The 25760-nt window shown below is 43.0% G+C and carries 20 protein-coding genes; 1 reads left to right on the plus strand and 19 read right to left on the minus strand.

Annotated features, from left to right (window positions below; genetic code table 11):
• Positions 1-53: 53 nt before the first annotated feature.
• From F991_RS15380 to F991_RS15450, 15 genes are all read right to left on the minus strand, one after another.
• A complete protein-coding gene (locus F991_RS15380; protein ID WP_004673189.1) occupies positions 54-614 on the minus strand; it encodes a TPM domain-containing protein in 561 nt (186 codons plus the stop codon).
• On the minus strand, positions 608-1669 hold the full coding sequence (locus F991_RS15385) for a TPM domain-containing protein (protein ID WP_004673191.1): 1062 nt from the start codon (positions 1667-1669) through the stop codon (positions 608-610). Before F991_RS15385 ends, F991_RS15380 begins: the two co-directional genes overlap by 7 nt.
• Before the next feature lie 24 nt (positions 1670-1693).
• The gene (locus F991_RS15390; protein ID WP_004673193.1) at positions 1694-2284 is read right to left on the minus strand and encodes a LemA family protein; all 591 of its coding nucleotides are present in this window, start codon (positions 2282-2284) and stop codon (positions 1694-1696) included.
• A 243-nt stretch (positions 2285-2527) separates the two neighbouring features.
• On the minus strand, positions 2528-3418 hold the full coding sequence (locus F991_RS15395; RefSeq protein ID WP_004673195.1) for a metal-dependent hydrolase: 891 nt from the start codon (positions 3416-3418) through the stop codon (positions 2528-2530).
• Between the two features lie 210 nt (positions 3419-3628).
• Positions 3629-3841, minus strand: a complete 213-nt coding sequence (locus F991_RS15400) for an addiction module protein (RefSeq protein WP_004673197.1) — start codon at positions 3839-3841, stop codon at positions 3629-3631.
• 77 nt (positions 3842-3918) lie between these two features.
• The gene (locus tag F991_RS15405; RefSeq protein ID WP_004673199.1) at positions 3919-5340 is read right to left on the minus strand and encodes an FAD-dependent oxidoreductase; all 1422 of its coding nucleotides are present in this window, start codon (positions 5338-5340) and stop codon (positions 3919-3921) included.
• Between the two features lie 72 nt (positions 5341-5412).
• Positions 5413-9891, minus strand: a complete 4479-nt coding sequence (gltB, locus tag F991_RS15410; protein WP_171063502.1) for a glutamate synthase large subunit — start codon at positions 9889-9891, stop codon at positions 5413-5415.
• A 459-nt stretch (positions 9892-10350) separates the two neighbouring features.
• Positions 10351-11220: a hypothetical protein gene (locus F991_RS15415; protein WP_034595732.1), complete on the minus strand. Its 870-nt coding sequence runs from the start codon at positions 11218-11220 to the stop codon at positions 10351-10353.
• 19 nt (positions 11221-11239) lie between these two features.
• Positions 11240-12322 (minus strand): 3-dehydroquinate synthase, encoded by a 1083-nt coding sequence (aroB, locus tag F991_RS15420; RefSeq protein ID WP_004673205.1) that lies wholly within the window; start codon positions 12320-12322, stop codon positions 11240-11242.
• A 20-nt stretch (positions 12323-12342) separates the two neighbouring features.
• Positions 12343-12912, minus strand: a complete 570-nt coding sequence (aroK, locus tag F991_RS15425; RefSeq protein WP_121928933.1) for a shikimate kinase AroK — start codon at positions 12910-12912, stop codon at positions 12343-12345.
• A 10-nt stretch (positions 12913-12922) separates the two neighbouring features.
• Positions 12923-15055 (minus strand): type IV pilus secretin PilQ, encoded by a 2133-nt coding sequence (gene pilQ, locus F991_RS15430; RefSeq protein ID WP_416201922.1) that lies wholly within the window; start codon positions 15053-15055, stop codon positions 12923-12925.
• A 61-nt stretch (positions 15056-15116) separates the two neighbouring features.
• Complete coding sequence (locus tag F991_RS15435; protein ID WP_004673211.1) at positions 15117-15644, minus strand: pilus assembly protein PilP; 528 nt, start codon at positions 15642-15644, stop codon at positions 15117-15119.
• Complete coding sequence (locus F991_RS15440; RefSeq protein WP_004673213.1) at positions 15644-16372, minus strand: type IV pilus inner membrane component PilO; 729 nt, start codon at positions 16370-16372, stop codon at positions 15644-15646. The genes F991_RS15435 and F991_RS15440 overlap by 1 nt, the downstream gene beginning before the upstream one ends.
• Positions 16369-17013 carry a PilN domain-containing protein gene (locus F991_RS15445; RefSeq protein WP_004673214.1) on the minus strand — a complete coding sequence of 215 codons (645 nt, stop codon included), beginning with the start codon at positions 17011-17013 and terminating at the stop codon, positions 16369-16371. Before F991_RS15445 ends, F991_RS15440 begins: the two co-directional genes overlap by 4 nt.
• Positions 17013-18071, minus strand: coding sequence for a pilus assembly protein PilM (locus F991_RS15450; protein ID WP_004673217.1), 1059 nt, complete (start codon positions 18069-18071; stop codon positions 17013-17015). Before F991_RS15450 ends, F991_RS15445 begins: the two co-directional genes overlap by 1 nt.
• A gap of 162 nt (positions 18072-18233) precedes the next feature.
• On the opposite strand from F991_RS15450, the gene ponA reads away from it, so the two are divergent.
• Positions 18234-20816, plus strand: coding sequence for a penicillin-binding protein PBP1a (ponA, locus tag F991_RS15455; RefSeq protein WP_004673218.1), 2583 nt, complete (start codon positions 18234-18236; stop codon positions 20814-20816).
• Between the two features lie 25 nt (positions 20817-20841).
• Here ponA and F991_RS15460 read toward each other — a convergent pair whose 3' ends face one another.
• Genes F991_RS15460 through F991_RS15475 form a run of 4 tightly spaced genes read right to left on the minus strand, consistent with a single transcriptional unit; the run spans position 20842 to position 25758 of the window.
• Positions 20842-21660 carry a putative RNA methyltransferase gene (locus F991_RS15460; protein WP_004673220.1) on the minus strand — a complete coding sequence of 273 codons (819 nt, stop codon included), beginning with the start codon at positions 21658-21660 and terminating at the stop codon, positions 20842-20844.
• Positions 21661-21719: 59 nt separating this feature from the next.
• Positions 21720-22838 carry a phospho-N-acetylmuramoyl-pentapeptide-transferase gene (gene mraY / locus F991_RS15465; protein ID WP_004673221.1) on the minus strand — a complete coding sequence of 373 codons (1119 nt, stop codon included), beginning with the start codon at positions 22836-22838 and terminating at the stop codon, positions 21720-21722.
• Positions 22839-24236, minus strand: coding sequence for a UDP-N-acetylmuramoyl-tripeptide--D-alanyl-D-alanine ligase (locus F991_RS15470; protein ID WP_004673223.1), 1398 nt, complete (start codon positions 24234-24236; stop codon positions 22839-22841).
• A gap of 22 nt (positions 24237-24258) precedes the next feature.
• Complete coding sequence (locus F991_RS15475) at positions 24259-25758, minus strand: UDP-N-acetylmuramoyl-L-alanyl-D-glutamate--2,6-diaminopimelate ligase (RefSeq protein WP_004673224.1); 1500 nt, start codon at positions 25756-25758, stop codon at positions 24259-24261.
• Positions 25759-25760 lie beyond the last annotated feature (2 nt).

Genomic DNA, 25760 nt, shown 5'->3' on the forward strand with positions numbered 1-25760 from the left:
CAAAGTCTAATTTTTCAGCCAAAGGCGAAATATTTGGAACTGTACAAGCTCTATTAATTCAAAATAATCGGCTCATTGCTCAGTTCATTGGTTTGATCGGAAATTGGCTGATCATAATACATCGCCAACACCTGACCGATTTCTTGAATACCGACCAAAACACCTTGTTGATATTGTTTCTGTTTTAGTTTTTCGATGATCAACTGGCAAATCTGCTGCCAAGTTTCAGTATCTGTTGCATTCTTTAAACCGCGATCAATCACGATCTCGACTTTGCGCTCGCATAGATTCAGGTAAAGCAACACGCCACTATTCAACTCAGTATCCCATACCCCCAACTCAGCAAAGAGCTGTTGCGCACGTAACCGCGTATCCTGATGATAGGCTTGTGAACAAGGGATATGCCCTTCGATCACCACCTGTATCTCACCGACATGTCCATGCTCAGCTTGCTGTACCGTCTGCGCAATCTCTAAACGATCTTGCTTACTAAAATAACGATGCGTGGCAGAAATATATAAAAAATGCTTAAACCAACGTTTCAAGCTCGGTTGGACTCGTTCATCCAGTTTGGGCTTGGTAATAATTTGCGTTGTATCTGTCTTAGTTACCATGAGCCTGATGCACCTCCACCGCCAAAACCACCGCCACCACCACGATATCCACCACCACTTCCGCCCCCAAAACCACCACCGCCACGTCCACCACCTGATAAAAAGGCTTGGAAAATCAGTTGCGCCAGTGAGGTGATCAATAAAAAGAACACACCGATACCCAGTAATAAGCTCATCAATACACCAGCCCCACTGACCAAACCTGCCACCGCTGCTGCAACCCCAGCAGTAGATGCACTGAGACGTTTACCCACAATAAATGAACCCACAACGCCAGCAATCAAGATAAAGAGTGCCATTGAAAGACTACTGTCTCTGGCTTGTTGCTGATGCAATGCTTGCTCATGACGCTCTTTTAACTCCTGTGCTGCTTGTTGTGCAACTTCAGGATCTAAATTGACGATTCGAGTAATCTCATCCAAACCCGCCGCAATACCTTGTGCATATTGACCTTGTTTAAATGCAGGCGTGATCTGATTACGAATAATTCGACTCAGCACCACATCAGGTAAAACACCTTCCAAGCCATAGCCCGTTAGAATTTGAATGTTACGATCATTAACCGCAATCGCAATCAGTAAGCCATTATCGCGTTTAGCCGAACCCAATTGCCATTTTTCACCAGTCCTTAAAGCAAAGTCAAAAATAGCTTCTTGTCCCGTGGTCGGTACAATAATCACACCTATTTGTGCCTTGCCCTGCTGATAGAGACTGAGAATTTTTTGATTCAACTGCTGCGTTTCAGCAGCACTCAATATATTGGCTTGATCAATGACTGGCTGATTTAAAGTGGGTAAGCCGCGTATGGACTCACCCTCTGCCATATCATCGGCAACCTTGGGCAGAACTGGAGCAGTGTCATTGCTATTGGCAGGTGCAGCCGATTGATTTTTTTGTTGTTCTTGGATGATTTTGCCAGCAATCAGCACATCACCTTGATCTGTTGCTGTTGCTTGCTCCGCCCACACCGCATGTTGAAAACAAAGTGTTGTAAAAAGAAGGATGAAAACAGCGTAAATTCGCTGCGTCCATGCTTGCTTTGACGTTTTCATCATACAGTGACTCCCGACAATGCCTATTTAGTTAAAAGAAACTGTTGGCGCTTGTTCAGCAGATGCTTCCGCCTTAAAGTTTTCTTTGGTTTTCATGCCGATCACTTTAGCAGTCATCACTTGCGGGAATTGACGTGCATAGGCATTGTAATCTTGAACAGTGGTAATATAACGATTACGCGCGACTGCGATACGGTTTTCCGTTCCTTCAAGCTGCGCTTGTAGATCACGGAAATTTTCATTGGCTTTGAGATCAGGATAGTTTTCTGAAACGGCAATTAAACGAGACAATGAACTGGTAAGTTGGCTTTGTGCTTGTTGATATTTTTCAAATAAGGCTGGGTCTTCTAAAACCTCTTTATCTACTTTTAAACCTGCTACATTAGAACGCGCTTGAGTTACTTCAACTAAAACTTGTTCTTCGTGTTTGGCATAGCCTTTTACCACATTAACTAAATTCGGTACGAGGTCAGCACGACGTTGATACTGGTTTTGTACTTCTGACCATGATGCAATCACGGCTTCATCTTTGACTTGTAAGGTGTTATAGCCACAACCTGTAAACAATAAACTGCTTGCCAATACGGTTGCGAGAGCGGTTTGTTTCATAGCTTTCATAAAGTTTATCCTCAAGTTTTTCTTTATATTTTTGCGATAATTCATTGTAGTGTGATTTTTTGTGCGCTGTGTAAAGTTTATTAACGTTGTTTTATTTCTCTTTAAATAAAAACGGCATTACATCAAGGTCTAAATGTAATGCCGTGCAAAGCGAATAATGTCTAGCTATATGATGATAAGAAATCACCCTTATAGAAGGGGGATTCAATGGGTTTTGAACGGTGTTAAATTAAAATTGACACACTAACTATAAATTTTCGAAGCAGTCTCTTCCTGAAAACTGATCATGCCATATTCATCTGCCATACGCGCTTTCCAGTAATTGACCAACTTAGTATAGTCATGCTTCGCTGGATGAAAATCAGCTTGATAATACGATAAATATTCAGGAATCAATTGAATCAGCATTTTGCTCAGTAAATATAGTCCAAATAAATTTCCACCGACTTTAGGCAGACTTTTCCACTTATCTTGCCAGATCAAACGTGTTGTTCCGTAAAAAACCAAACTCGCAAAACCAGTGGTGACGCTACGCATCAACAAACGTCGAATTCGATCGTCGCCATACACCTCTTCATAAACATCAAATGCTACTGAACGATGCTCGATTTCCTCAATTGCATGCCATACCCATAGCTTCATTGCATCCTCATCCAAGGTACTTAATAGCTCAGGATGCTTGAGAATATAACCTCCTAACATTGCAGTGAAATGCTCAAATGCACAAGTCAAGGCGAGTTGGAGTTTTGGATGCGCTTTTCTTAATGACTCATCCTGTTTGGCAATCCAAGTTTGAAAACGATCAAGGTTATAATCATCTCGCCGCCATGCATCATTAAACTCGGTATGTGCTTTGGAATGCATCGCTTCCTGCCCAATAAATGCAGCGATCTGCGCTTGTAATTTTGGGTCTGTTACTTTGTCTCGGACATTACGTACACTGTTGACAAAAAACTGCTCACCTATCGGAAAGGTTGAGGAAAGTGCAGTCAAGAGATGCGACATCACAGGTGAATTTGCAAAATAATGTCGCTTAATTTTTTTAGGATTAAACTGCAAACGCCGCACGGTAATCCCTAATGCTTTGGGACGATTTAGATAATTCTTTTCTGTGTTGATATTTGCAAGAGCCATATTGATTGCCTGCATCATTTCCATACTGACATTCAGTAATACGCTGGATATAACCCTAAAGACAGGGCAAAAAAGCTTATTGAACTGGCAAAAAAAACCAAAAAGATAAAGTGTAAAATGGAATTTGACGTATCGCTAGTAACAACACTCGTCACTTATCATTCCGCAGTGGGCTGTGCTCTACAGTCCAAAACTCGCCAAAACGGATTTTCATGTTTTCTTCTGCAATCGTTTTTTAGCATCTTGCCAGTCAACAAATTGATTTTGCTGTGTCGCCACTAATGCTTCTGTTTTTTGTAAAACTTCAGCATGCCACTGTGGTGAAAGCAGCTCAGACTCAGTAGATAAGTCCTGCCACAAGCGCTCTATTAATTGTAATTTTTCAATTTTTGTAAGTTGATCAATAGGAAATGCTGTAGTCATCTTCTCATCCAAAAAATATTTCGAATTAAAGATAATCTACAGCATTTTTATTTAAAGCGATAGCTTAGGTGTTTGAATTAAACCCCAAGGTAATCCAAGATACCTTCAGCCGCTTCACGTCCTTCCCAAATTGCAGTCACAACAAGATCAGAACCACGCACCATATCACCACCCGCGAAAATCTTCGGGTTGGACGTTTGGAATTTGAATTCTTGCTGTTCAGCCGCAACTACACGACCTGAACCATCTAGATTTACCTTTGCGCCACCAAACCAATCAGCTGGACTTGGACGGAAACCAAAAGCAAGTAGTACCGCATCCGCTGGCAATACTTCTTCAGAACCCGGAATTGGTTCAGGGCTACGACGACCACGGCTATCAGGTGCGCCTAATTGAGTTGTTACGAATTTCACGCCAGTCACTTGACCATTTTCGCCCACGATTTCAATCGGCTGACGATTGAATAGGAATTTCACACCTTCTTCATAGGCATTTTTCACTTCACGTGCAGAACCTGGCATGTTGCTTTCATCACGACGATAAGCACAGGTCACATCATGTGCACCTTGGCGTAGCGAGGTACGGTTACAATCCATCGCGGTATCACCACCACCAAGCACAATTACTTTTTTACCGTCTAGGTTGATGTATTCGCTTGGATCTTTTTCCCAACCTTGACAACGATTTACGTTGGCAATCAAGAAATCTAATGCATCATAAACACCATCGAGATCTTCACCAGGGAAACCACCTTTCATATAGGTATAGGTGCCCATTCCCATGAATACAGCATCATATTCAGCTAACAATTGTTCAATAGTAACGTCAGTACCAATCTCAGTATTTAAACGGAATTCGATGCCCATCCCCGTGAAGATTTCACGGCGACGCTTCATCACATCTTTTTCCATTTTAAATTCAGGAATACCGAAGGTAAGAAGACCACCGATTTCTGGGCGTTTATCAAATACCACAGGTTTAACACCACCGCGTGCAAGAATATCTGCACAACCTAAGCCTGCTGGGCCAGCACCAATAATCGCGACTTTTTTACCCGTCGGCTTTACCCCAGACATATCTGGGCGCCAGCCTAAAGCAAATGCTGTATCATTGATGTACTTTTCAGCATTCCCAATGGTTACTGCACCAAAGCCATCATTTAGGGTACATGCACCTTCACACAAACGGTCTTGTGGACATACACGACCACAAACTTCTGGCAAGGTATTGGTTTGATGGCAAAGTTCAGCCGCTTGGAAAATTTGACCTTCCGCAATTAGCTTCAACCAGTTTGGAATGTAGTTATGTACTGGACATTTCCATTCACAATAGGGATTACCACAACCTAAACAACGATGTGATTGATTCGCAGCCACATCCGCAGTAAAAGGTTTATAAATTTCCACAAACTCTGCTTTGCGGACAGTAATATCTTTTTTCTCTGGATCTTGGCGTGCTACATCCAGAAATTGAAAGTCATTATTGAGGCGTTCTGCCATGTCTCTCTCCGTGGGTAGGCGCAGCGATGTCATTCACCACTTGCACCTGCCTATGTCTTTGCAGTCGTAGAATTATTGTGGATCGGCTTGAGTCTTTTTCAAAAGCGTTTGCAAATTAGCAGCTTTTGGTTTTACTAGCCAGAATTTACGACTATAGAAGTCGAACTCATTACGGATCTTGTAGGCCCAAGCACTACCTGTCTCTTGGATATGCTCATCAAGAATACGCAATAAATATTCTTTATGATCTTCCATCGCCTCAGTCGAAATACGATTTAGGTCGATGAGTTCATGGTTGTAGTAGTCAACAAAGTCATTATCAAGGTCGAGTACATAAGCAAAACCACCCGTCATACCTGCACCGAAGTTATGACCCACTTTACCCAGTACAGTCACGACACCGCCAGTCATGTATTCACAGCAATGGTCGCCCGCACCTTCAATCACCGCAAAAGCACCTGAGTTACGCACTGCAAAACGCTCACCCGCAGTACCTGCAGCAAAGACTTTACCGCCAGTCGCACCATATAAACAGGTGTTACCAATAATCGCTGTGTTTTGTGTTTGGAACGGTGAACCTTTTGGTGGGAAGATCGATACACAACCACCCGCCATACCTTTACCGACATAGTCGTTGGCATCACCTTCCAGTTTGATATGCAAACCACCCGCATTCCAGACACCCAATGACTGACCTGCCGTACCGACAAGATTCATCACCACTGGGCTACTTTCCATGCTCAAGTTGCCGTAACGACGGGCAATTTCACCTGAAATACGTGCACCAATCGAGCGATCACAGTTACCGACTCGGAAGTTAAATGAACCACCGGTGCCCGCCTCAATCGCTGGCAACATCTCTGCCACCATTTGTTCAGCCAATAGACCTTTATCAAAAGGTGCATTGCCTTGAACTTGGCAATATTGTGCTTTGCCTTCAGCCGATGGATGTGAGGTTAATAGTGCACTCAAATCCAAATGCGCATGCTTTTCAGTGTCACCCGAAATAACTTCAAGCAAATCAACACGCCCAATCAAATCTTTCAGTGACGAAACACCTAACGCAGCCAATAATTCACGTGTTTCTTCAGCAATAAACCTGAAGAAGTTAATCAGCATTTGTGGCTCGCCAATGTAATGCTCTTCACGCAAATGATCTTGCTGAGTAGCAACACCGGTCGCACAGTTATTTAAATGGCAAATACGTAGGTATTTACAACCAAGCGCGATCATTGGGGTAGAACCAAAACCAAAGCTTTCCGCACCTAAAATCGCAGCTTTAATCACATCAAGACCTGTTTTCAAACCACCATCGGTTTGCACACGGACTTTACCACGCAGATCATTCACGCGAAGAGCCTGATGCGCTTCACTTAAACCCAATTCCCATGGCGAACCTGCATGATGAATAGATGAAAGTGGCGATGCCGCTGTACCACCGTCATAACCTGAAATGGTAATAAAGTCTGCGTATGCTTTTGCCACACCCGCTGCAATCGTACCGACACCCGGCTCAGAAACCAGTTTCACCGATACCATTGCTTGTGGATTGACTTGTTTCAAGTCAAAGATCAATTGTGATAAATCTTCAATTGAATAAATATCGTGATGCGGTGGTGGTGAAATCAAAGTCACGCCCGGAACTGAGTAACGTAAACGCGCAATTAAGCCATTCACTTTACCACCCGGTAACTGACCACCTTCACCCGGTTTTGCACCTTGTGCCACTTTGATCTGTAACACTTCAGCAGACGTTAAATAGGCTGGTGTTACACCGAAACGACCTGATGCAATTTGTTTGATTTTTGAGTTACGAATCGTACCATAACGCGCAGGATCTTCACCGCCCTCGCCCGAGTTTGAACGACCACCAATGGTATTCATTGCAATCGCAATCGCTTCATGTGCTTCTGGTGATAATGCACCTAAAGACATACCTGCAGAGTCAAAACGTGGAAGAATTTCTTCAATGCTTTCAACTTGATCTAACGCAATTGGATTGGTGGTTTTTAATTTGAATAAATCACGAATCGTTGCAATTGGACGATTATTAACCAACTCTGCATATTCTTTAAAGTCTTGGTACTGACCTGAACGAACTGCTTTGTGTAAGGTGTTAATTACATCTGGGTTAAAGGCATGGTATTCCTTACCAAATACAAATTTGAGCAAACCACCTTGATCAATTGGCTTGCGATGCTGCCAAGCAGTGATCGCCAATTTTTTCTGGTCTTTCTCTAAATCTGTAAACGTTGCACCTTGAATACGGCTTGGTACGCCAAGGAAACATTGATCCACCACTTCTGAGGATAAACCAACTGCTTCAAACAATTGACCACCACGATAAGAAGCAACGGTCGAAATTCCCATTTTAGAAAGAACTTTGAGTAAACCTTTCTCGATTCCCTTACGGAAATTTGCTTGCGCGTAGATCGGATCACCCAACAACTCACCTTTGGCAATCAAATCATTGATCACGTCATAAGCTAAATATGGATAAATCGCAGTTGCGCCAAAACCAAGCAGCACTGCAAATTGATGTGGATCACGTGCATAACCTGTTTCAACCAAGATATTCGCGTCAGTACGTAAACCAGTCTTGATTAAATGATGATGTACCGCACCTGTTGCCAATGCAGAGTTTGCAGGCAAGAAACCTTCACGGAAGTTCTTATCCGTTAATACAATTAGCGTTTTACCATCACGAACCGCTTGTGCAGCTTCTTCACAAATACGCGTAATCGCTGCTTGCAAACCTTCAGTTTCAGCATAGTTCAGATCAATATCTACAACTGCATAGCCGTCACGTTCTTTTTCAACATCACGTAGCAACTGCATCTTCGCATTTGACAATACAGGACTGGCGATGATGATACGGTCAGCATGCTCAGGTCCTTGTTCAAACACATTTTGTTCACGACCAATACACGTTTCCAATGACATCACAATTGATTCACGTAATGGATCGATTGGTGGATTGGTCACTTGCGCAAACTGTTGGCGGAAGTAATCAGAGACATGACGTACTTGACGTGATAATACCGCCATTGGGGTATCATCGCCCATTGAGCCGACAGCTTCTTGACCACTTTCTGCGATTGGGCGTAACAATTGATCGCGCTCTTCAAATGTCACCATAAACATTTTTTGCGCTGCTTTTAATGCATCAGCTGTTAAGCCTTGATCAATAAGCTGTTCTTCAAGCTCTGGATTTGCTTTCAAGCGAATAGAATGATCACGCAACCACTCACGGTATGGACGCATGTTTTTCAGGTGGTTGCTGACATCTTTAGTGTCAAGGACTTTACCTGTCAAGGTATCAACAACGAGGATTTGACCCGGACCGACACGACCTTTCGACACAACATCTTCAGGTTGATAATCCCATACCCCAATTTCAGAAGCCAAGGTGATGTAATCATTTTTAGTGATCACCCAACGCGCTGGGCGTAAGCCATTACGATCCAGCATACAGATCGCATGGCGACCATCTTGAACCACTAAACCCGCTGGGCCATCCCACGCTTCCATATGTTTCGAGTTAAACTCATAGAAAGCACGTAAATCAGCATCTAAAGTTTCAACGTTTTGCCATGCTGGTGGTACAAGCATACGCAGTGCACGGAATAAATCCATGCCACCGCCCACCAAGATTTCCAGCATATTGTCTAGGCTTGAAGAATCCGAACCTGTACGGTTCACAATCGGATTCAATTCAGTTAAACCCGGCAATAATGGATTTTCAAATTTTGGAGTACGTGCCAATGCCCAGTTACGATTCGCAGTAATCGTGTTGATCTCACCATTATGCGCAAGATAACGGAACGGTTGAGCCAATGGCCAACGCGGTAAAGTATTGGTCGAGAAACGCTGATGGAACACCACAATGTGTGAAGTCAAACGCTCATCAGCCAAATCAGTATAAAAGTCAGCAATTGCTGCTGGCATCATCAGACCTTTATAGGTAATCACTGTTGTCGCCAATGTGGTGACATAAAATAATGGATCATTATGTAATTGTTGTTCTGCACGACGACGTGCTAAAAAAAGCTTACGGTTAAATTCAACTTCAGTGACACCCATTGGACAGTTCACGAGAATCTGTTCAAAAACAGGTAAAGACTGCAATGCAATTTCACCTAAAGCATCGTTATTGGTTGGTACAACACGCCATGTTGCAACCTTTAAACCTTCCGCTTCAATTTCTTTATTGAGAATATTCTTTGCATTCTGAGCAAGCGCAGGATCAATATTTAAAAATACGGTACCCGCAGCAAAAACCTCTGTTAGGTTTACTCCGAGTTTCAGCGCTTCATCACGGAAAAATTGTTTCGGCATAGCCAATAACAATCCGCACCCATCTCCTGTCTTACCATCAGCGGCAATACCACCACGGTGCGTCATGCAACTTAAACTGTGAATCGCGGTTTCAACTAAATGATGGCTTGATTCCCCTTTCATGTGGGCGATCAAACCGAAACCACAGTTATCCTTAAACTCATCAGGTTGATATAAACCTTGAGCGGGAGCTACAGTATTAGGCGATGGCATGTGCATAGCGTACCCTTCTTTAAACATGGCTCTTTCGAGCAACAAACAATCAATTCATTTTCTGCGATATTGCCGATTAACTCACATAAAGTTCAATGCTTCGCGAAAACATTTTTACTGGCGGATTTGCAATATACGCCTTTCTTTTCCAAGAATCAGCGCATTTACCATATAAAGTGTTTTCAGTTATTACACCTTAGCAAGGCTTTGTAAAGCAGAAAACTTTCCATTTCACTAAATTAATGAACCATTTAGCACACAGAAAGATGAGGAGTAGACAAAACAGCACCACAAAATAGCAAAAAACATGCCAATTAAGCATAAATTTACTAAATCATTAAAAAAATTAAAATAAGTTTAAATTATAATGGTGAAGAGTGATCACACAATGAGTATAGTTGCACCACAAAGAAGCTAAATGCCACAAAAAGAATCAGCAAGCACCATCATGGTGCGATGCTAATTAAATGGGTCGCTGATTTCTCGTCTTGAAGTATCTGAATTTTCTTTTATTTTTTCAGCATTTGAAGGTGCTGGAGCCGTAGAATGATTTTGCTGAACATTGACCACATTGCCTTGTGCATCACGCTGGGTCACTGTTGTTTTAACTGTTGTCGATGCACTGGTTGCGCCACTATTCACCGATGGCGTCGTTGCTGATGAACTGCCCATCAACAAAGACTCATCAACCCGAGGCAACGCAGCAGGTTTTAACTGAATTGCATAAAGCTGATTGGTCGCCAATTTCATTTCATCAGCACCTAAATCATTGACTAAATCGGCATAGGTCGAAAGTCGCTGAGCCTTTGGTTGAATAGACTCAGGAAGTGCCAAGTTCAATTGAGAAAACTGGCGATTTGCATCCTCTGCACTAGAGAACACCCCATAAGCCAAAACATATTGCTCGACTTGATCCTGACCACTCAAACGGAAATAAATGAACTTTTTGCGATCAGCACGATTCAACAAAAAGTTTTTGATGATCGCCTCGTTTGAACTACGGAAAATCTCCATCACCCACTGACGCTGATTGTCTTTGACAAATTTAGTGCCCCGAAACTCTGGGGTATGTTCATTGGTTACAACAACTCGGGCGGTGAGATCTAAAGGTCGGACCGCATCTGCAAGTGCACCCAAATGCGTTGTCGCCGCAACTTTTTCTGGCTGTATCTGGACGGGTACTTCAATTTTAGATGGCTGCTCGACTTCCACCAAGGCATCACTATCAGTAACAGCCCAAAATATCAATGCGGCAATTAAACAAGCCAGTGCGAAAACCAGCCAGCTATATTGTTGAATATTTTGCCAAATTGATCGTGACACAGCGATGCTTTCCTTTCGTAATTCATTATGCAGATTGATTTGCTAAAATAGCTTGCTTCATAAGCTCAACATCAAAATCTTTTGTAATTATGGCTTGCCCTAATTTCTCAAGCAAAACTAAGCGCAGTTGGCCATTTAAGACTTTTTTGTCATGCGACATGTAAGCCAAAAATTCATCCAGTGGAATTTTTGGACATAATATCGGTAAATGAGCACGTTGAATGATTTTTTTTGTACGTTGCAGATCTTCAGCCGAAATCCAACCTAGACGATGAGATAGGTCTGCCGCCATCACCATACCCGTCGCAACCGCTTCGCCATGCAACCACACGCCATAACCTAAATACGATTCAATGGCATGGCCAAAGGTATGACCCAAATTAAGTAATGCCCGTTCGCCTTGTTCTTTTTCATCATTGGCAACAATTCTAGCCTTATGCGCACATGAGCGATAAACTGCCTCTGCAAGTAAATTTGCATCTCTGGCAACCAACGCATCCATGTTTTGCTCTAACCACGATAAGAAATCCACATCGCCCAATAAAGCATATTTAATGACTTCAGCAAGACCTGCTGAAAGTTCACGATCGGGCAAGCTATCGAGCTGTGCCATATCAGCCAGTACCACTTGAGGTTGCTGAAAAGCACCTAACATGTTCTTGCCCAAAGGATGATTGATCCCTGTTTTCCCACCGACACTTGAATCAACTTGTGACAATAAGGTAGTCGGAACCTGTACAAAATTCACCCCACGCTGAAAACACGCAGAGGCAAAACCTGCCATATCCCCAATCACACCACCACCTAATGCCAAAACCGTACAATCACGGTTAAAACCAGCTTCCAGCAAGGCATCAAAAATTAAATTTAAATGTTGAATATTTTTATATTGCTCACCATCAGGCAAGATGCATTGCGCAACTTGCTTATCGAGTTGAGTTAATGCATCCGCATAATGCTGTAAATAGAGCGGTGCAACGGTCGTATTTGACACCAACATCACTTGCCGCCCATGTAGATAAGGTTCAAGCAACAGCTTAGGGTCTAAATGACTTCCAATAAAAATCGGATAGCGACGATCACCTAACTCAACATATAACGTTTGCATAATTAAAACCAACTCGAGAATTACTTAATTTGTTTAGATAAAATAACCTGTAGAATGCGCTGCGCTAAATCTCTTGCTGCACCTTGATTTGTCTCGATTATATAATCTGCAACTTCACGATACAAAGGATCTCGCAAGGTCAATAAATCTCGCAGTTTCTGTTCGGGATTGTCTACTTGTAATAATGGACGATTTTTATCGCGATAGGTTCGCTGTAGTTGAAGTTCTACAGGCGTATATAAATAAACAACAATGCCGCGTTGTTTTAAAAATTCTCGATTACTCGGTTGTGTGACAACACCGCCACCTGTCGCTAACACAAGTGCAGAACGGGCAGTGAGATCGTTCAACACATTGGTTTCACGCAAACGAAATCCCACTTCCCCTTCTTTTTCGAATATCCATGGAATAGTGGCTCCTGTCTTACGCTCAATCTCATGATCGCTATCAATGAAATCACGTCCTAACAGCTCTGCTAAATGTCGACCAACCGTTGTTTTTCCTGCCCCCATTGGCCCTACCAAATAAATATTTGGTAGGGTTTCAAACGCTTTGCTTGGCAATGCGCCACCTATATTAATTGCAATTATTGAAAATATATTAATGATTTCTCGTCAAAGTGTCATTAACAATTCTCGGCGTCACAAAAATAAGCAGTTCACGTTTATTATCCGTTTTTAAATCACGACGGAAAAGACGACCGACATACGGTAAATCACCCAAGAATGGAACTTTGATTTGTGAACTAATATTTTCTTGTTCAAAAATCCCACCAAGAACAACAGTTTCGCCGTTATCAACCAAGACATTGGTATCAATCGAGTTCTTACTAATCGTCAATTGACCCGTTGGTGTTGGATTACTTGGCGCATCTTTAGTGATGTTGAGCTTCATCATGACTTTACCTTCTGGGGTAATACTCGGCGTCACATCTAAGCTCAATGTCGCATCAATAAATTCTGTTTTAGGCACAGCATTTGCACCAGCACCCGTCGAGGACGAATAAGGGATTTTAGTTCCTGATTCAATTTTCGCAGGTTGTTTATCCGCAGTCATGACTTTTGGTGTTGAAATCACCTCGCCATAACCATCTGCTTGAACGGCTGAAAGTTCGAGATCCAGCATAAAGTCAGATAGGCTAATTAAGCCAAAAGCGATACGACTTGCACCAGCGGTAGTCGCACCCAAATCTACGTTTAAATTGTCTGGACGTTCAATCTCGTATTTCCAACCACCTGTATCACTGTCTTTTTCAGGCTTTCTAAGGTTCCATAGCGTGGTATCACTACCACCCACCAACAAGTCATTATTTCGAGTGACACCTTGTGACAAGATTCCCCACTTCACCCCCATCTCTCGGGTAAAGTCTGTACTCGCTCTGACGATACGTGCTTCGATCATGACTTGTTTGACTGATACATCTAACAAATCCACCATCTTACGAATCTTGTCAATATTGAGTGCAGTATCATTGACGATCAAGGTATTGGTACGCACATCTGCGACTGCACTGCCACGAGAACTGAGCAAACTCTCCAAAGCCAATGAGTCAGAGTTCGCAGTACGGTTTGAGACTCCGCCCTTACCATCACGAGACTCTTCAATTAACTTTAAAATATCTGCAGCTTTGGCATAACTGAGTTTAATATATTCGGATTGAATCGGCGCAAGCTTCACACTTTGTGCAATGGCTTTCGCTTCTTCTTCTTCCGCTTTGATCAGCTCTGAAACAGGCGCAATCCAGATCACATTTCCATTACGGCGTTTATCAAGATTTTTGGTTTTCAACACGATATCGAGCGCTTGATCCCATGGAACATCTTTCAAACGCAGGGTGATATTACCCTGTACCGTATCTGCAGCGACCATATTGATATTGGTAAAATCAGCCAACAACTGTAGTACGCGACGCACTTCGATATCTTGGAAATCCAAAGAAATCTTATTGCCTGTATAAGCTTGTGATTTTGCTCGCAATGGCGATTTATCTTCAGGACGCTTTAGGCTAATCGTGAGTTTATTCTCTGCTTGATAAGCCATGTATTCATAGCTGCCCGCAGACTGAATGGTGATCACGCCATTGCCTTTATCGTTATATGCATCAACTCCAGCGACAGGTGTCGCAAAATCATTGGTGTTTAAGCGACGTGCGAGATGGGTTGGAATCTTATTCCCCATGGTTCGCACTACGATTTTACTGCCCTGTTGTTGTACATCTACTGGGGTATTACTCCCCAATAAATCAATCACAACCAAACCTTCACCTTGTTTTCCACGCTGAAAACCAATATTGGAAACGCCTTGTTGTGCTTGACGAGCCGCAACTGGTGCTGTCGTTGCAGCCGCTGGACGTGCCGAATTAATTTTTAAAACAAAGGTATTGCCTTCAACGCGTGTTGTAAACGCCCCTGCATCTTTCAAATTGACGATCACACGAGAGCGCTGATCATCAGCAGCAACTTCGACGGAACTGGCCTCTTTGGTCGATACAGGAATCGATGTCTGCTTTAAAGACTGTTGTGCTTTATCAAAATCCAAAATCAGACGTGAAGGTTGCTCGAGCTGGTAAGCCTGAGGTTGTGGTGGCAAACCATTAAACATGACACGGATTTCAGTCCCCTGATCAGCTAAGCTCATTGGCACAATATTAGTCATACTGACTTGTGCTGATGCAACCTGCATCACAGCTATAGCGACAGCACCCATAGAAAATTGACGGAATGCATGATTCATGGTCTTCGCTTCCCCAAATAAAGAATCTTTAAACTGTTTTTTCATTGTTATTCCCTTAATCTTACGGCGCTGGTCCAATTAAAACGAGTGTTCTCGGTCTTTCAACATAACCTTCTCGTCCATCAGGTACAATTTCAACCAAGTCGATTTGAGTCGGGCTAATTTTAATAATACGCCCCTGATTCATCCCCAAATAACTGCCCACTTGTACGCGCTCAATCTGCCCATCTGGTGTTTGGATTAATGCAATGGTCTGATTTACTCGACCACGCATGCTTCCTTTCATATTCAGAGATTCCAACGCATAGCTTTCTAAAGGCTGTGGTTGACGATTGAAGTTTGGATAAACACGCTTACCTGCCATAATCTTTAATTCAGCCGCCAAAGAGCTTGGCATAAAAGGACTCTTTAGCTGATGCGCTGAATAATTAAATAAAGGTACTGGGGTAAATATAGGTGCGGGCTCAATAGGTAAAGGTGGTTGATTACGAATTTCCGCCATTTTTTGACTCACCGCATCAATACGAGAATCACAGCCCACCAACCCAAAACCAATAAACAGGCCCAGTATTAACTTATAATGATTCATTAGCGCTGTCCTCCTTGAGCAGATGGAGCTGTCGCACCCGCATCAATAGCGGCCTGATCATCAACACCAACATAACGATAGGTTTTTGCTTTCACAGTGTAGCTAACCACTGGAATATCGGATTTTTTCTGGGTATCTGCTTTTGCTTCCACCGTAAAATCATGCAAAGTCACAATGCGCGGTAACGCTGCAATACCTGTCGCAAAAGCGCCGAAAGCATGGTAATCACCCGTCGCTTCCATACTGATAGGTTGCTCAATAAAGAACTCTTGTTTAATTTCTTTTTCTAAACGGATATTTTTAAACTTCAGACCAGAATTTACGCCTGTTAAGTTCATATCCTCGACCAAACTTGGAATTTCTGTTTCTTTCGGCAACTGCTCTAGTTGCTGATTAAAATTGGCTTCCATCTCTTGTAATTGCGTTTGGTATTGCTGCAAATTACGCAACTTAGATTCTTTTTCTTTAAACTCATTCAACAAGCTTTGCTCTCGTGCTTGCGCATTAGCAATGGTTTCCAATTGCTTTTGCACCACCACAAAATAACCCAATGCAGCGACTGCTAAAAGAATAAAAATCCAACAAGTGACTTTGACAGAGAGTGGCCAACTGCCATAGTTATTCATATCCAAGGTATTAAATTGTTGGAAGAATTGCTCTACTGTCATTTTTTTCTTCTTTACAGCAACACTGTCTTGATTAAGATCATTTAATTCATCTTGACTCATTGTGTCACCCCCGCTGTCCCTAATGTTGCTGTCTCTGACGCTGGATCGGCGACAACAGCTGTACCGATTTCACCCAAATCTACAGTGACCACAAAACTTCCATAATTCTCTTCGACACGAGGAACCAAAGAGCTTACTGTTTTATCTTTTTTCTCTTCTGCTGCCAAAAATGAATTCATAAAGGCATTACGATACCAAGGAGATGCCTCTAAATTACGCAGCAACTCAGCAACAGTATTTGGACTTTCCGCCTTGCCCTCGATACTGAATTTATCGCCAGTTCGCGTAAATTTAGTGATGTACATGGTTGGTGGAGTCACACGGACTAACTCATCAACTAACCGCACAATCACTGGGCGTTGTCCTTGTAAACCCTGAATCAACTTCATTCGCTCAATAATGGCATTACGGCGTTCTTGCAAACCCTCTAAAGACTTGAGCTGTACATCCAAACTTTGATTGGTACTGACAATAAACTGATTGGCTTGCTCTTGATCATTCAATTTGTGATCAAAATACATCCACGCTGTAAATACAGATGCAATTCCTAATGCAGCCACCCCAACACAAAATGCGACAAATTGTTTCTTTCTTTGTTCTCTTAGCTCATCGCGCCAAGGGAGTAAGTTAATCTTTGCCATTAATCAAAACTCCTCAATGCCAAACCACATGCAACCATCAATGAGGAAGCATCATTTTCAATTTTTTTAATATCGATTTGTGGAGAAAAACCCATTTGTAAAAATGGATTGGCAATCGTTACTCGGTAACCCAATTTTTGTTGTAATAACTTTGCGAGGCCTGGAATATTGGCATTCCCCCCAGCAAGCAAAATATGGTCGATCTCGTTGAATTGAGAGGATGAAAAAAAGAATTGCAGTGAACGCGCTGCTTGTTGCACCACGGCATCTAAAAATGGCTCGAGCACCTCGATGTCATAATCATCTGGAAGCGTTCTTTCTTTTTTGGCACGTCCTGCTTCTTCAAATGACAAACCATAGCGACTTTGAACATCTTGGGTCAGCTGTCGCCCACCAAAGACTTGTTCACGTGTATAGATGATTTTGCCCTTTTGCATCACAGATAGCGTGGTCATGGTATGCCCGATATCTAAGATGCCAACGGTGTTTGCACCCATCGGCAATGTGTCCGAAAACACACTAAAAGCGCGCTCCATTGCATAACTTTCAACATCAGCTGTTTTTGCAGCTAATCCAGCAAGCTCAAGCACTTCTACACGCGTATCAACATTCTCAGTACGTGTGGCAACGAGAAGGACATTTACCCGATTCTGATTGACCAATCGATCGGGTAAAACCTCAAAATCAAGACTCACTTCATCTAATGGGAACGGAATATATTGCTCAGCATCCATACGAATTTGAACTTCACGCTCTTCATCCGTCATATCAGCGTCCATCTCTATGATTTTATTAATCACCATAGAAGTCGGTACCGCAATTGCGACATTGCTGGTATGTGGATTGGCGAGGTTTACCACTCTCTCAAGTGCATCACCGACCGCCTCTGGGTTCAAAATGCTTTTTTCCACCACGCTATTTTCAGGCAATGGCATCACGGCATAACTTTCAACCCAATATCTACCGTTCTTTACAGAGAGCTCCAATAATTTAACAGTTGTCGAACTAATATCGACACCCACTAACCCCTTATTTGGTTTACGATATAACCTGAGCACAGTATTTTCCTATTTATTTTTTTATCCCCAAAAATACAACACACTAATTTGTTTTGGTCTTTAATTAATACGGATACAATAACCCATCTAACAATCCGTATGTCTAAAGGATATACTGACCACAATTAGTTTGTCATTCGCTCTTATTAAAACTTACTTATTATGAAAAAGCTATCCAGTTCTGGTATTGTTCGCCCATTTTTTTTGATCATTATTATTATCTTAGTCTCACTTCCAATGGGATTTTATGGCATGTATCTCTATCTCGCGCCATCACTGCCAGATATGAGCTCATTAAAAAAGGCGCCACTGTTAAAACCATTGCAGGTCTATACCGCAGATAATAAGCTAATTGCAGAATATGGCGGAAAACTTTCCATTCCAGTTGAATATGAGCAAATTCCACCGACCTTTATTCATGCTTTTTTGGCCGCCGAAGATTCTTCCTTTTTCGAGCATAGTGGGATTAGTTTTAAAGGTTTGGGGCGAGCGATAACCGAATCTGTCACTGGTTCTGATGTCCAAACTGGGGGCTCAACCATTACCATGCAAGTGGCGAAGAATTATTATTTAAGCCCAGAGCGAACCTTAAGACGAAAACTAACTGAAGTCTTTCTTGCGCGAAAAATTGAACAGAGCCTCACCAAACAAGAAATTCTAAGCTCTTATGTCAATAAGATCTTCTTAGGTAAAAATTCCTACGGCATCGCTACTGCTGCGCGTATCTACTACAACAAAAATATTGATGAACTCAGCATTGCCCAGATGGCAATGATTGCAGGTTTACCCAAAGCACCTTCAAAATATAACCCTGTTGCCAACCCTCAACGTGCACTTGAACGCCGCAATTGGATTTTAGGTCGTATGCTACAGTTGGGGTATATCAACCAAACTCAATATCAAAAAGCAGTTGCAGAACCCATCAATCTAAACATGGTGGACCGCTCTGTGAGCAATGTGTTTCCATACGTAGGCGAAATGGTGCGTTCAGAATTGGTTAAACAATTCGGCGATCAAGCGATTGATTCAGGCTACAAGGTGTACACCACCATTGATAGCAATCGCCAACGCTACGCTGAACAGGCACTTCAAGATGGTTTGGAAGCTTATGATCGTCGTCATGGCTGGCGTGGGCCAGAAGCACATGATCAACCCCTCAATCAATTTATGGCTTATGCCAACACCTATCCTGCCAAAGTCGTAAAAGTAAATAACAATTCCTTTGATGCGCTCATGCAGGATGGCTCGACTGTGACCGTCAATTGGTCGGGTATGTCATGGGTTCGTCCATATCGCAATGCCAATAGTGTCGGCGGTGCACCTTCCAATGCCTCACAAATTGTCAAAGTGAAAGATATTATTCGCTTACGCCCAAATAAAGAAAAAACCGTTTGGTCTTTGGTCCAAGTACCTAGAGTGCAAGGTCAGCTCATTGCCTTAAATCCAAATGATGGTGCGATCGAAGCCGTTGTTGGCGGTTATAATTTCTACCAATCGAAATTTAACCGTGCAACACAAGGGTGGAGACAACCCGGTTCAACCATTAAGCCTTTTGTATATGCATTGGCTTTAGAGCGTGGCATGACACCTTATAGTATGGTCAATGACAACCCGATTACCATTGGGAAATGGTCGCCTAGAAACTCCGATGGCCGTTATCTGGGCATGATCCCTCTACGTCGTGCTTTATATTTATCCAGAAATACCGTATCGGTACGATTGCTACAAAATGTGGGGATCGAGCGGACGCGTCAACTCTTTATGGATTTTGGTTTGCAGGATGATCAAATTCCTCGTAACTATACCATTGCATTAGGAACACCACAGGTCTTGCCTGTACAGATGGCAACGGGCTATGCAACCTTCGCAAATGGTGGCTATCGTATCCAGCCTCATTTTATCAAACGCATTGAAGATGCCTCTGGCAAAGTCATTTATAGTGCCAAGCCAGAATATGCATGTATTCCATGTATTGGCGATGCAAAAGCGCCTGCTCCGCAACAAGAAGCAGATGCTCCTGAAGTAACAGAAATCACCAATCAAAGCTTAGAAAATACCAATGCAGCATCTGAAGCTGAGTTGACAGTCGCTCAAGCTGAACCATCCACCAAGACCAATAGTGATTATCGTCAAGCACAGCGAATTTTAAAATCAAGCTCTGCCTATGACATGGCCAACATTTTGCGTGACGTCATCCAACATGGTACAGGCCGTGCTGCACTTAAAATCGGTCGTGATGATTTAGGCGGGAAAACAGGAACCACCAATGATGCCAAAGATGCTTGGTTCGCGGGCTTTAATGGCAAATTGGTTACGGTAACTTGGGTCGGCTTTGATCAGCCGCGCACTTTAGGTCGCAGAGAATATGGCGGCGTTGCTGCACTACCAATCTGGACCAACTTTATGGCCAATGCTTTAAAAGATACGCCATCTGCATGGGTTCGATTGGATAAAGATGCGAAAGATCCTATTTCTCACGATCAACTCCAAGTCCAGCAAAGCGAGGATCGTAAAGAATATCGTGCTTCTCCACCACTCGCACGCCCACTTTACCGTCCTGCACCTGCCGCACCTACACGCTCAGCGCAAAGTGATTTTTCAGACTTATCGGGTACGACATCAAACGGTGAACACACCATCACACCTGAGAGAAAACAACCACCGACGATGGGTTCAAACCCTCAAAACTCAAACGCCCAAAGAGAACGTGATGGGATTGAAAATTTAATTAATCAAATCCAATAATCCATCATAAAAGCCTAAACAGCCATCAAATTGATGGCTGTTTGTTTTTCTGAAATAGATAAATTTGAAAGGCGGCGCTGACAGTAAACTGCTGTTGCTGCTCAAGTGTTTTACGCCGCTCTGGATTGGCTTTATACGCATAGGGCGTCATCGCAATTAAGTTGCTGAGCGCGAGCTGATCTAACTGCATTGTTGTTTCAATAATTCGTTGCTGTTTCAGCTCAAATTGAGACTCAAGCTGTTCAATAAACTTCTGTGGTTCATGCAAATTGACCTGCTCGAACAACGCTTCACGCAATGCGAATAGATGCTTAGGTGCAGGTGTAACCACAATCAAATAACCTTGATCACTCAGCACCCGTACGATTTCATTTTGCGGAATCGGACTAAATAAACTGCTACAGACATCAATCGAATGATCTCGTACAGGTAAGGTTGCCCCCGTACCCACCACCCAAGTCACATCAGAATTTAATTTTGCCGCACGTTGTACTGCTGTTTTGGCAATATCCACACCGATGCAGTATTCGCTATAACGCTGCATAGCACTGGTATAGTAGCCTTCGCCACAACCAATATCCAAAATCGCTTTTGGTTTTAACTGTTGTAGTAATTCAACCACAGCTTGTTGTAAGGGCTGATAAAAACCTGCTTGCAAGAACGCTCGGCGTGCCAACACCGACTCTGCCGTATCCCCTGGCGTTTTACTATGCTTATGCTGCACCACATGCAGATTTACATAGCCTTGTTTCGCCACATCATAATGATGTCCGTTATCACATCGCCATGCATTTTCAACCAAATTTAATGATTGGCGACAAACGGGACACATCAACAAATTCATCTATTTTTCTCCAAGCATAAAAAAAGCTGGTATTCACCAGCTTTTTTTTGAATCGTGGCTTAACGTAATTTTAACGTCATTAACCCTAAAACCACCAAGAAAATCGTAATAATCCAGAAGCGAATCACCACTTGGGTTTCCTTCCAACCTTGTTTTTCATAATGATGATGTAAAGGCGCCATTAGGAATACTCGTTTATTTCGCATCCGCAATGAGCCAATCTGCAAGAATACCGAGATGGCTTCCATAACAAATACGCCCCCCATAATCGCAAATACAATTTCCTGTCTGACCATGACTGCAATCGTACCGAGCATCGCACCCAATGCCAAAGCACCAACATCACCCATAAATACTTGAGCAGGGTGTGCATTGTACCAAAGGAAAGCCAAACCAGCGCCGATCATTGCAGAACAGATCACCACAAGCTCAGAGGTATATTTCACATAAGGAATATGTAGATAATTGGCAAAACGAATATCCCCAGACAAATAAGCAAATACGCCCAAACCTGCTGCGACCATCACAATCGGCATAATCGCCAAGCCATCCAAACCATCGGTTAGATTGACTGCGTTAGATGCGCCATTGATCACCAAGTAAGTAAAGGCTATGAACGCTAAACCGAGTGGAACTGCTGAAAGTGGAATGGAAAGATTCTTAAAGAATGGAATCAATAAATCCAGCATATTCGCGGTATGCAAAGCACTATCTTGTTGTTTGGCAATCACATATAAAGCAACACCAGCACCTAAGGAAGCAACCGAAGTCCAAAAAAACTTTTTCCGTGCAGGTAAACCCGCATTGTCTTTATAACGGACTTTAATCCAGTCATCGGCCCAACCGACTGCGCCAAACACCACCATAACCCCCAAAACAATCCATACGTAAGGGTTTGATAAGTCTGCCCACAACAGGGTACTAATACCAATAGAGAGCAGAATAAGAATCCCGCCCATGGTCGGCGTTCCCATCTTCTTGGCATGATTTTCAGGTGCAAAAGAACTCACCGCTTGACCATATTTTAATGCTTGTAATTTGCGAATCATGATCGGCCCTAAAACCAATCCAATTGCCAACGCGGTCAGTAGACTCAATAATGAACGCAATGTTAAATAACGAACAACTTGGAACGAGCTGTTATACCCCGCCAATTGTTCAAATAACCATAACAACATTTAAATTTTCTCCATCAAATCAGCCATCAACGTTTCCATGTGGGTGAAACGGGACCCTTTGAAGAGGAAACTCATCGACTGGGGTTGATGTCTTTGCACTAAATTAATTAAAAACGGTAGCGCCTCTGCTTGTGTGGCAAATGCATGTAATGTTTTGGCATGCGCTGAGCCCTGCTGTGCTGCTTCAGCAAACTCTCCGACCACAACCAATGCATCTAAAGGCAAATCCGCTAAATCTCGGCCTAAGTCATGGTGTTCTTGCCAACTTGATTCTCCAAGCTCGCCAATGTCGCCCATGACCATGACTTTCAAACCTTGCTGCTGCAATAGGACATTCGCAGCTGCACGCATTGAGGTTGGATTGGCATTATAAGTATCATCAATAAATAGGTGCTGTTGATGTTGAATAAAGTTCAAACGACCTTTTGCACCTTGTGCCTGTTCTAAGCCATGCACAATATCATCGAGGTCAATCCCAATCGCCAAGGCAAATGCGGTGGCTGCTGCTGCATTTTCCACATTATGCACACCTGCAAAGGGCAGATTCACAGCGCGGACACCTTGCGGTGTATGCAAACGAAACTGTGAAAATTGAGGGTGAAGTTCAACCTCAGTGACAAAGATATCTCCACCTTCACCAAAACTTAAAATTGGATGCTTTTGAGCACACTCACGAATGCTTGCCGCATAATCATCCTTTGCAGGAACGATCGCAGTGCCTTCAGGCAAAATGTGCGCATAAATTTCTGACTTGGCGCGACAAATACCCCCTCGCCCACCAAACTCACCTAAGTGCGCTGTTCCAATATTTAGAATGCCAGCCACATGCGGTTGCACTAGATTTGAGGTGTAATCAATCTCACCTTGATGACTCGCCCCAAGCTCCATCACGGCGTAGCGATGTTCTTGACGTAATTCAAGCAACATCATCGGCACCCCTAAATCGTTATTGAGGTTACCTCGGGTAATCAACGTCGGTGCTAAACGAGACAGAATGCTTCCCAACATTTCCTTAGTTGTGGTTTTACCACTACTGCCCGTCAATGCAATCACTTTAAGTTGTGGATTCTGTTGACGACGATAAGCCCCCAAATGCCCCAAAGCCAAGCGCGTATCTTTGACCACAAGCTGCACAATATCAGCATCAACTGGACGTTCAACAATCGCCATTTGACATCCCTGCGATGCAACTTGCGCGACAAAATCATGTGCATCGAAACGCTCACCTTTCAAGGCAAGAAAAGCATCACCTGCTTCGGCATGACGAGAGTCCGTCAAAATTCGCTTGATTTCTCCTTGTGGAGATTTTGCGTTATACCACTCACCCTGTGTCGCTTGTTGTAATTGTTCTGCTGTCCAAGGTTCTAATGGAACTGTACTGGTGGTTGAGGTGTGCATACTTGTTATTTACCTTTTGACTCTATTGCGCAGGATAAGCTGAGTGTACCGAATGTGGCTGTGCAGTAAGTGCTGATTGCACCTCTACTACATCATCAAACCAATGACGAACGCCATCAACTTCCTGATAGTTTTCATGTCCCTTTCCTGCGATCACCACAATATCTCCTGCTTGTGCATGTTCAACCACAAATCTAATCGCTTCACGGCGATCATGGATTTCATGGATCCTATGCGCAGCAAAATCAATCTCTTGCTTCATATCCGCAAAAATCTGTTCAGGGTTTTCAGTCCGTGGATTATCTGAAGTCAAAACCACTGGATTGGCATGATCAAGTGCCGCTTGTGTCATCAATGGACGTTTACCACGATCACGATCACCGCCACAACCAAATACTGCCCAAAGTTGACCCGTGACATGGCGCTTTAAAGTCGTCAGCACCTGAATCAAAGCATCAGGGGTATGTGCATAATCGACCACAAATAACCGCTCAGCATCCTGAATCACTTGCATACGACCAGGTGCACCTTTGAGTTGTGGTACAAACTGGACTAAATCAGCCAAAGCAAAACCTGCATACTCAGCTGCGATTAAGCTTGCCAATAAATTCTCGACATTAAAATGCCCAAGCAATGGACTTTGAACTGAATACAAACCTGTTGGCGCAATCAGCGTAAAACTCGCTCCACTCAAGCGATAGTGCAAATCAGCAATATGATAATCTGCGACTGCTTGAGTCAGTGAATAAGTTAAGATTTTAGGTTGCGATGGATTGGCCTTGGCCGCATCCAACATGAGCGTGGCATAAGTATCGTCTAAATTAATCACCACGGCTTTTAAGGTGGTAAATTTGAATAGCAAAGCTTTTGCTTCAGCATAAGCCTCTAAAGTACCGTGATAATCCAGATGGTCACGACTTAAATTACTATAGACCGCGATTTCAATCTCACAGCCATTTAAACGACCTTGCTCTAAACCATGAGAGCTGGCTTCTAAGGCAACAAATGCTGCACCCCGCTTGGCATAATCATGCAGTGCATTTTGTAATTGTAATGCATCTAAAGTCGTGTGGCTGGAGGGTGTCAAATTCGGCAAAATACCATTGCCCGTGGTCCCCATCACCGCACAGCCTTTTCCTTGCGAACTCACCAATTCCGCGATTAAACGAGAAATTGTGGTTTTGCCATTGGTGCCTGTGATTGCAATACCGCGCAAAATCGATACTGGATCAACATGCTGCAAATATTGTTTTTGCCATTCACCCAATAACTGACGAACTGTTGGACAGGTCCACTCTTTTTCTAAACCTAGCGCAGTTTCACTAATCACCACCAATGCACCTGCATCCAATGCATTTTGCGCAAATTGGCGGGTTTTCTCAGCTTGACTAAAACTATTCAACGCAATAAAGATTTGCCCTGCTTCAAGCTTACGGCTATCCAAACAAAAACCGTTAAAAGGCTGCGCAGACCAAGCTGCATCGATGTTGATCGGATATATCTGTTGAAAACAAATCGACATTT

It is taken from the genome of Acinetobacter sp. CIP-A165 (assembly GCF_000367985.1).
Lineage (GTDB): Bacteria > Pseudomonadota > Gammaproteobacteria > Pseudomonadales > Moraxellaceae > Acinetobacter.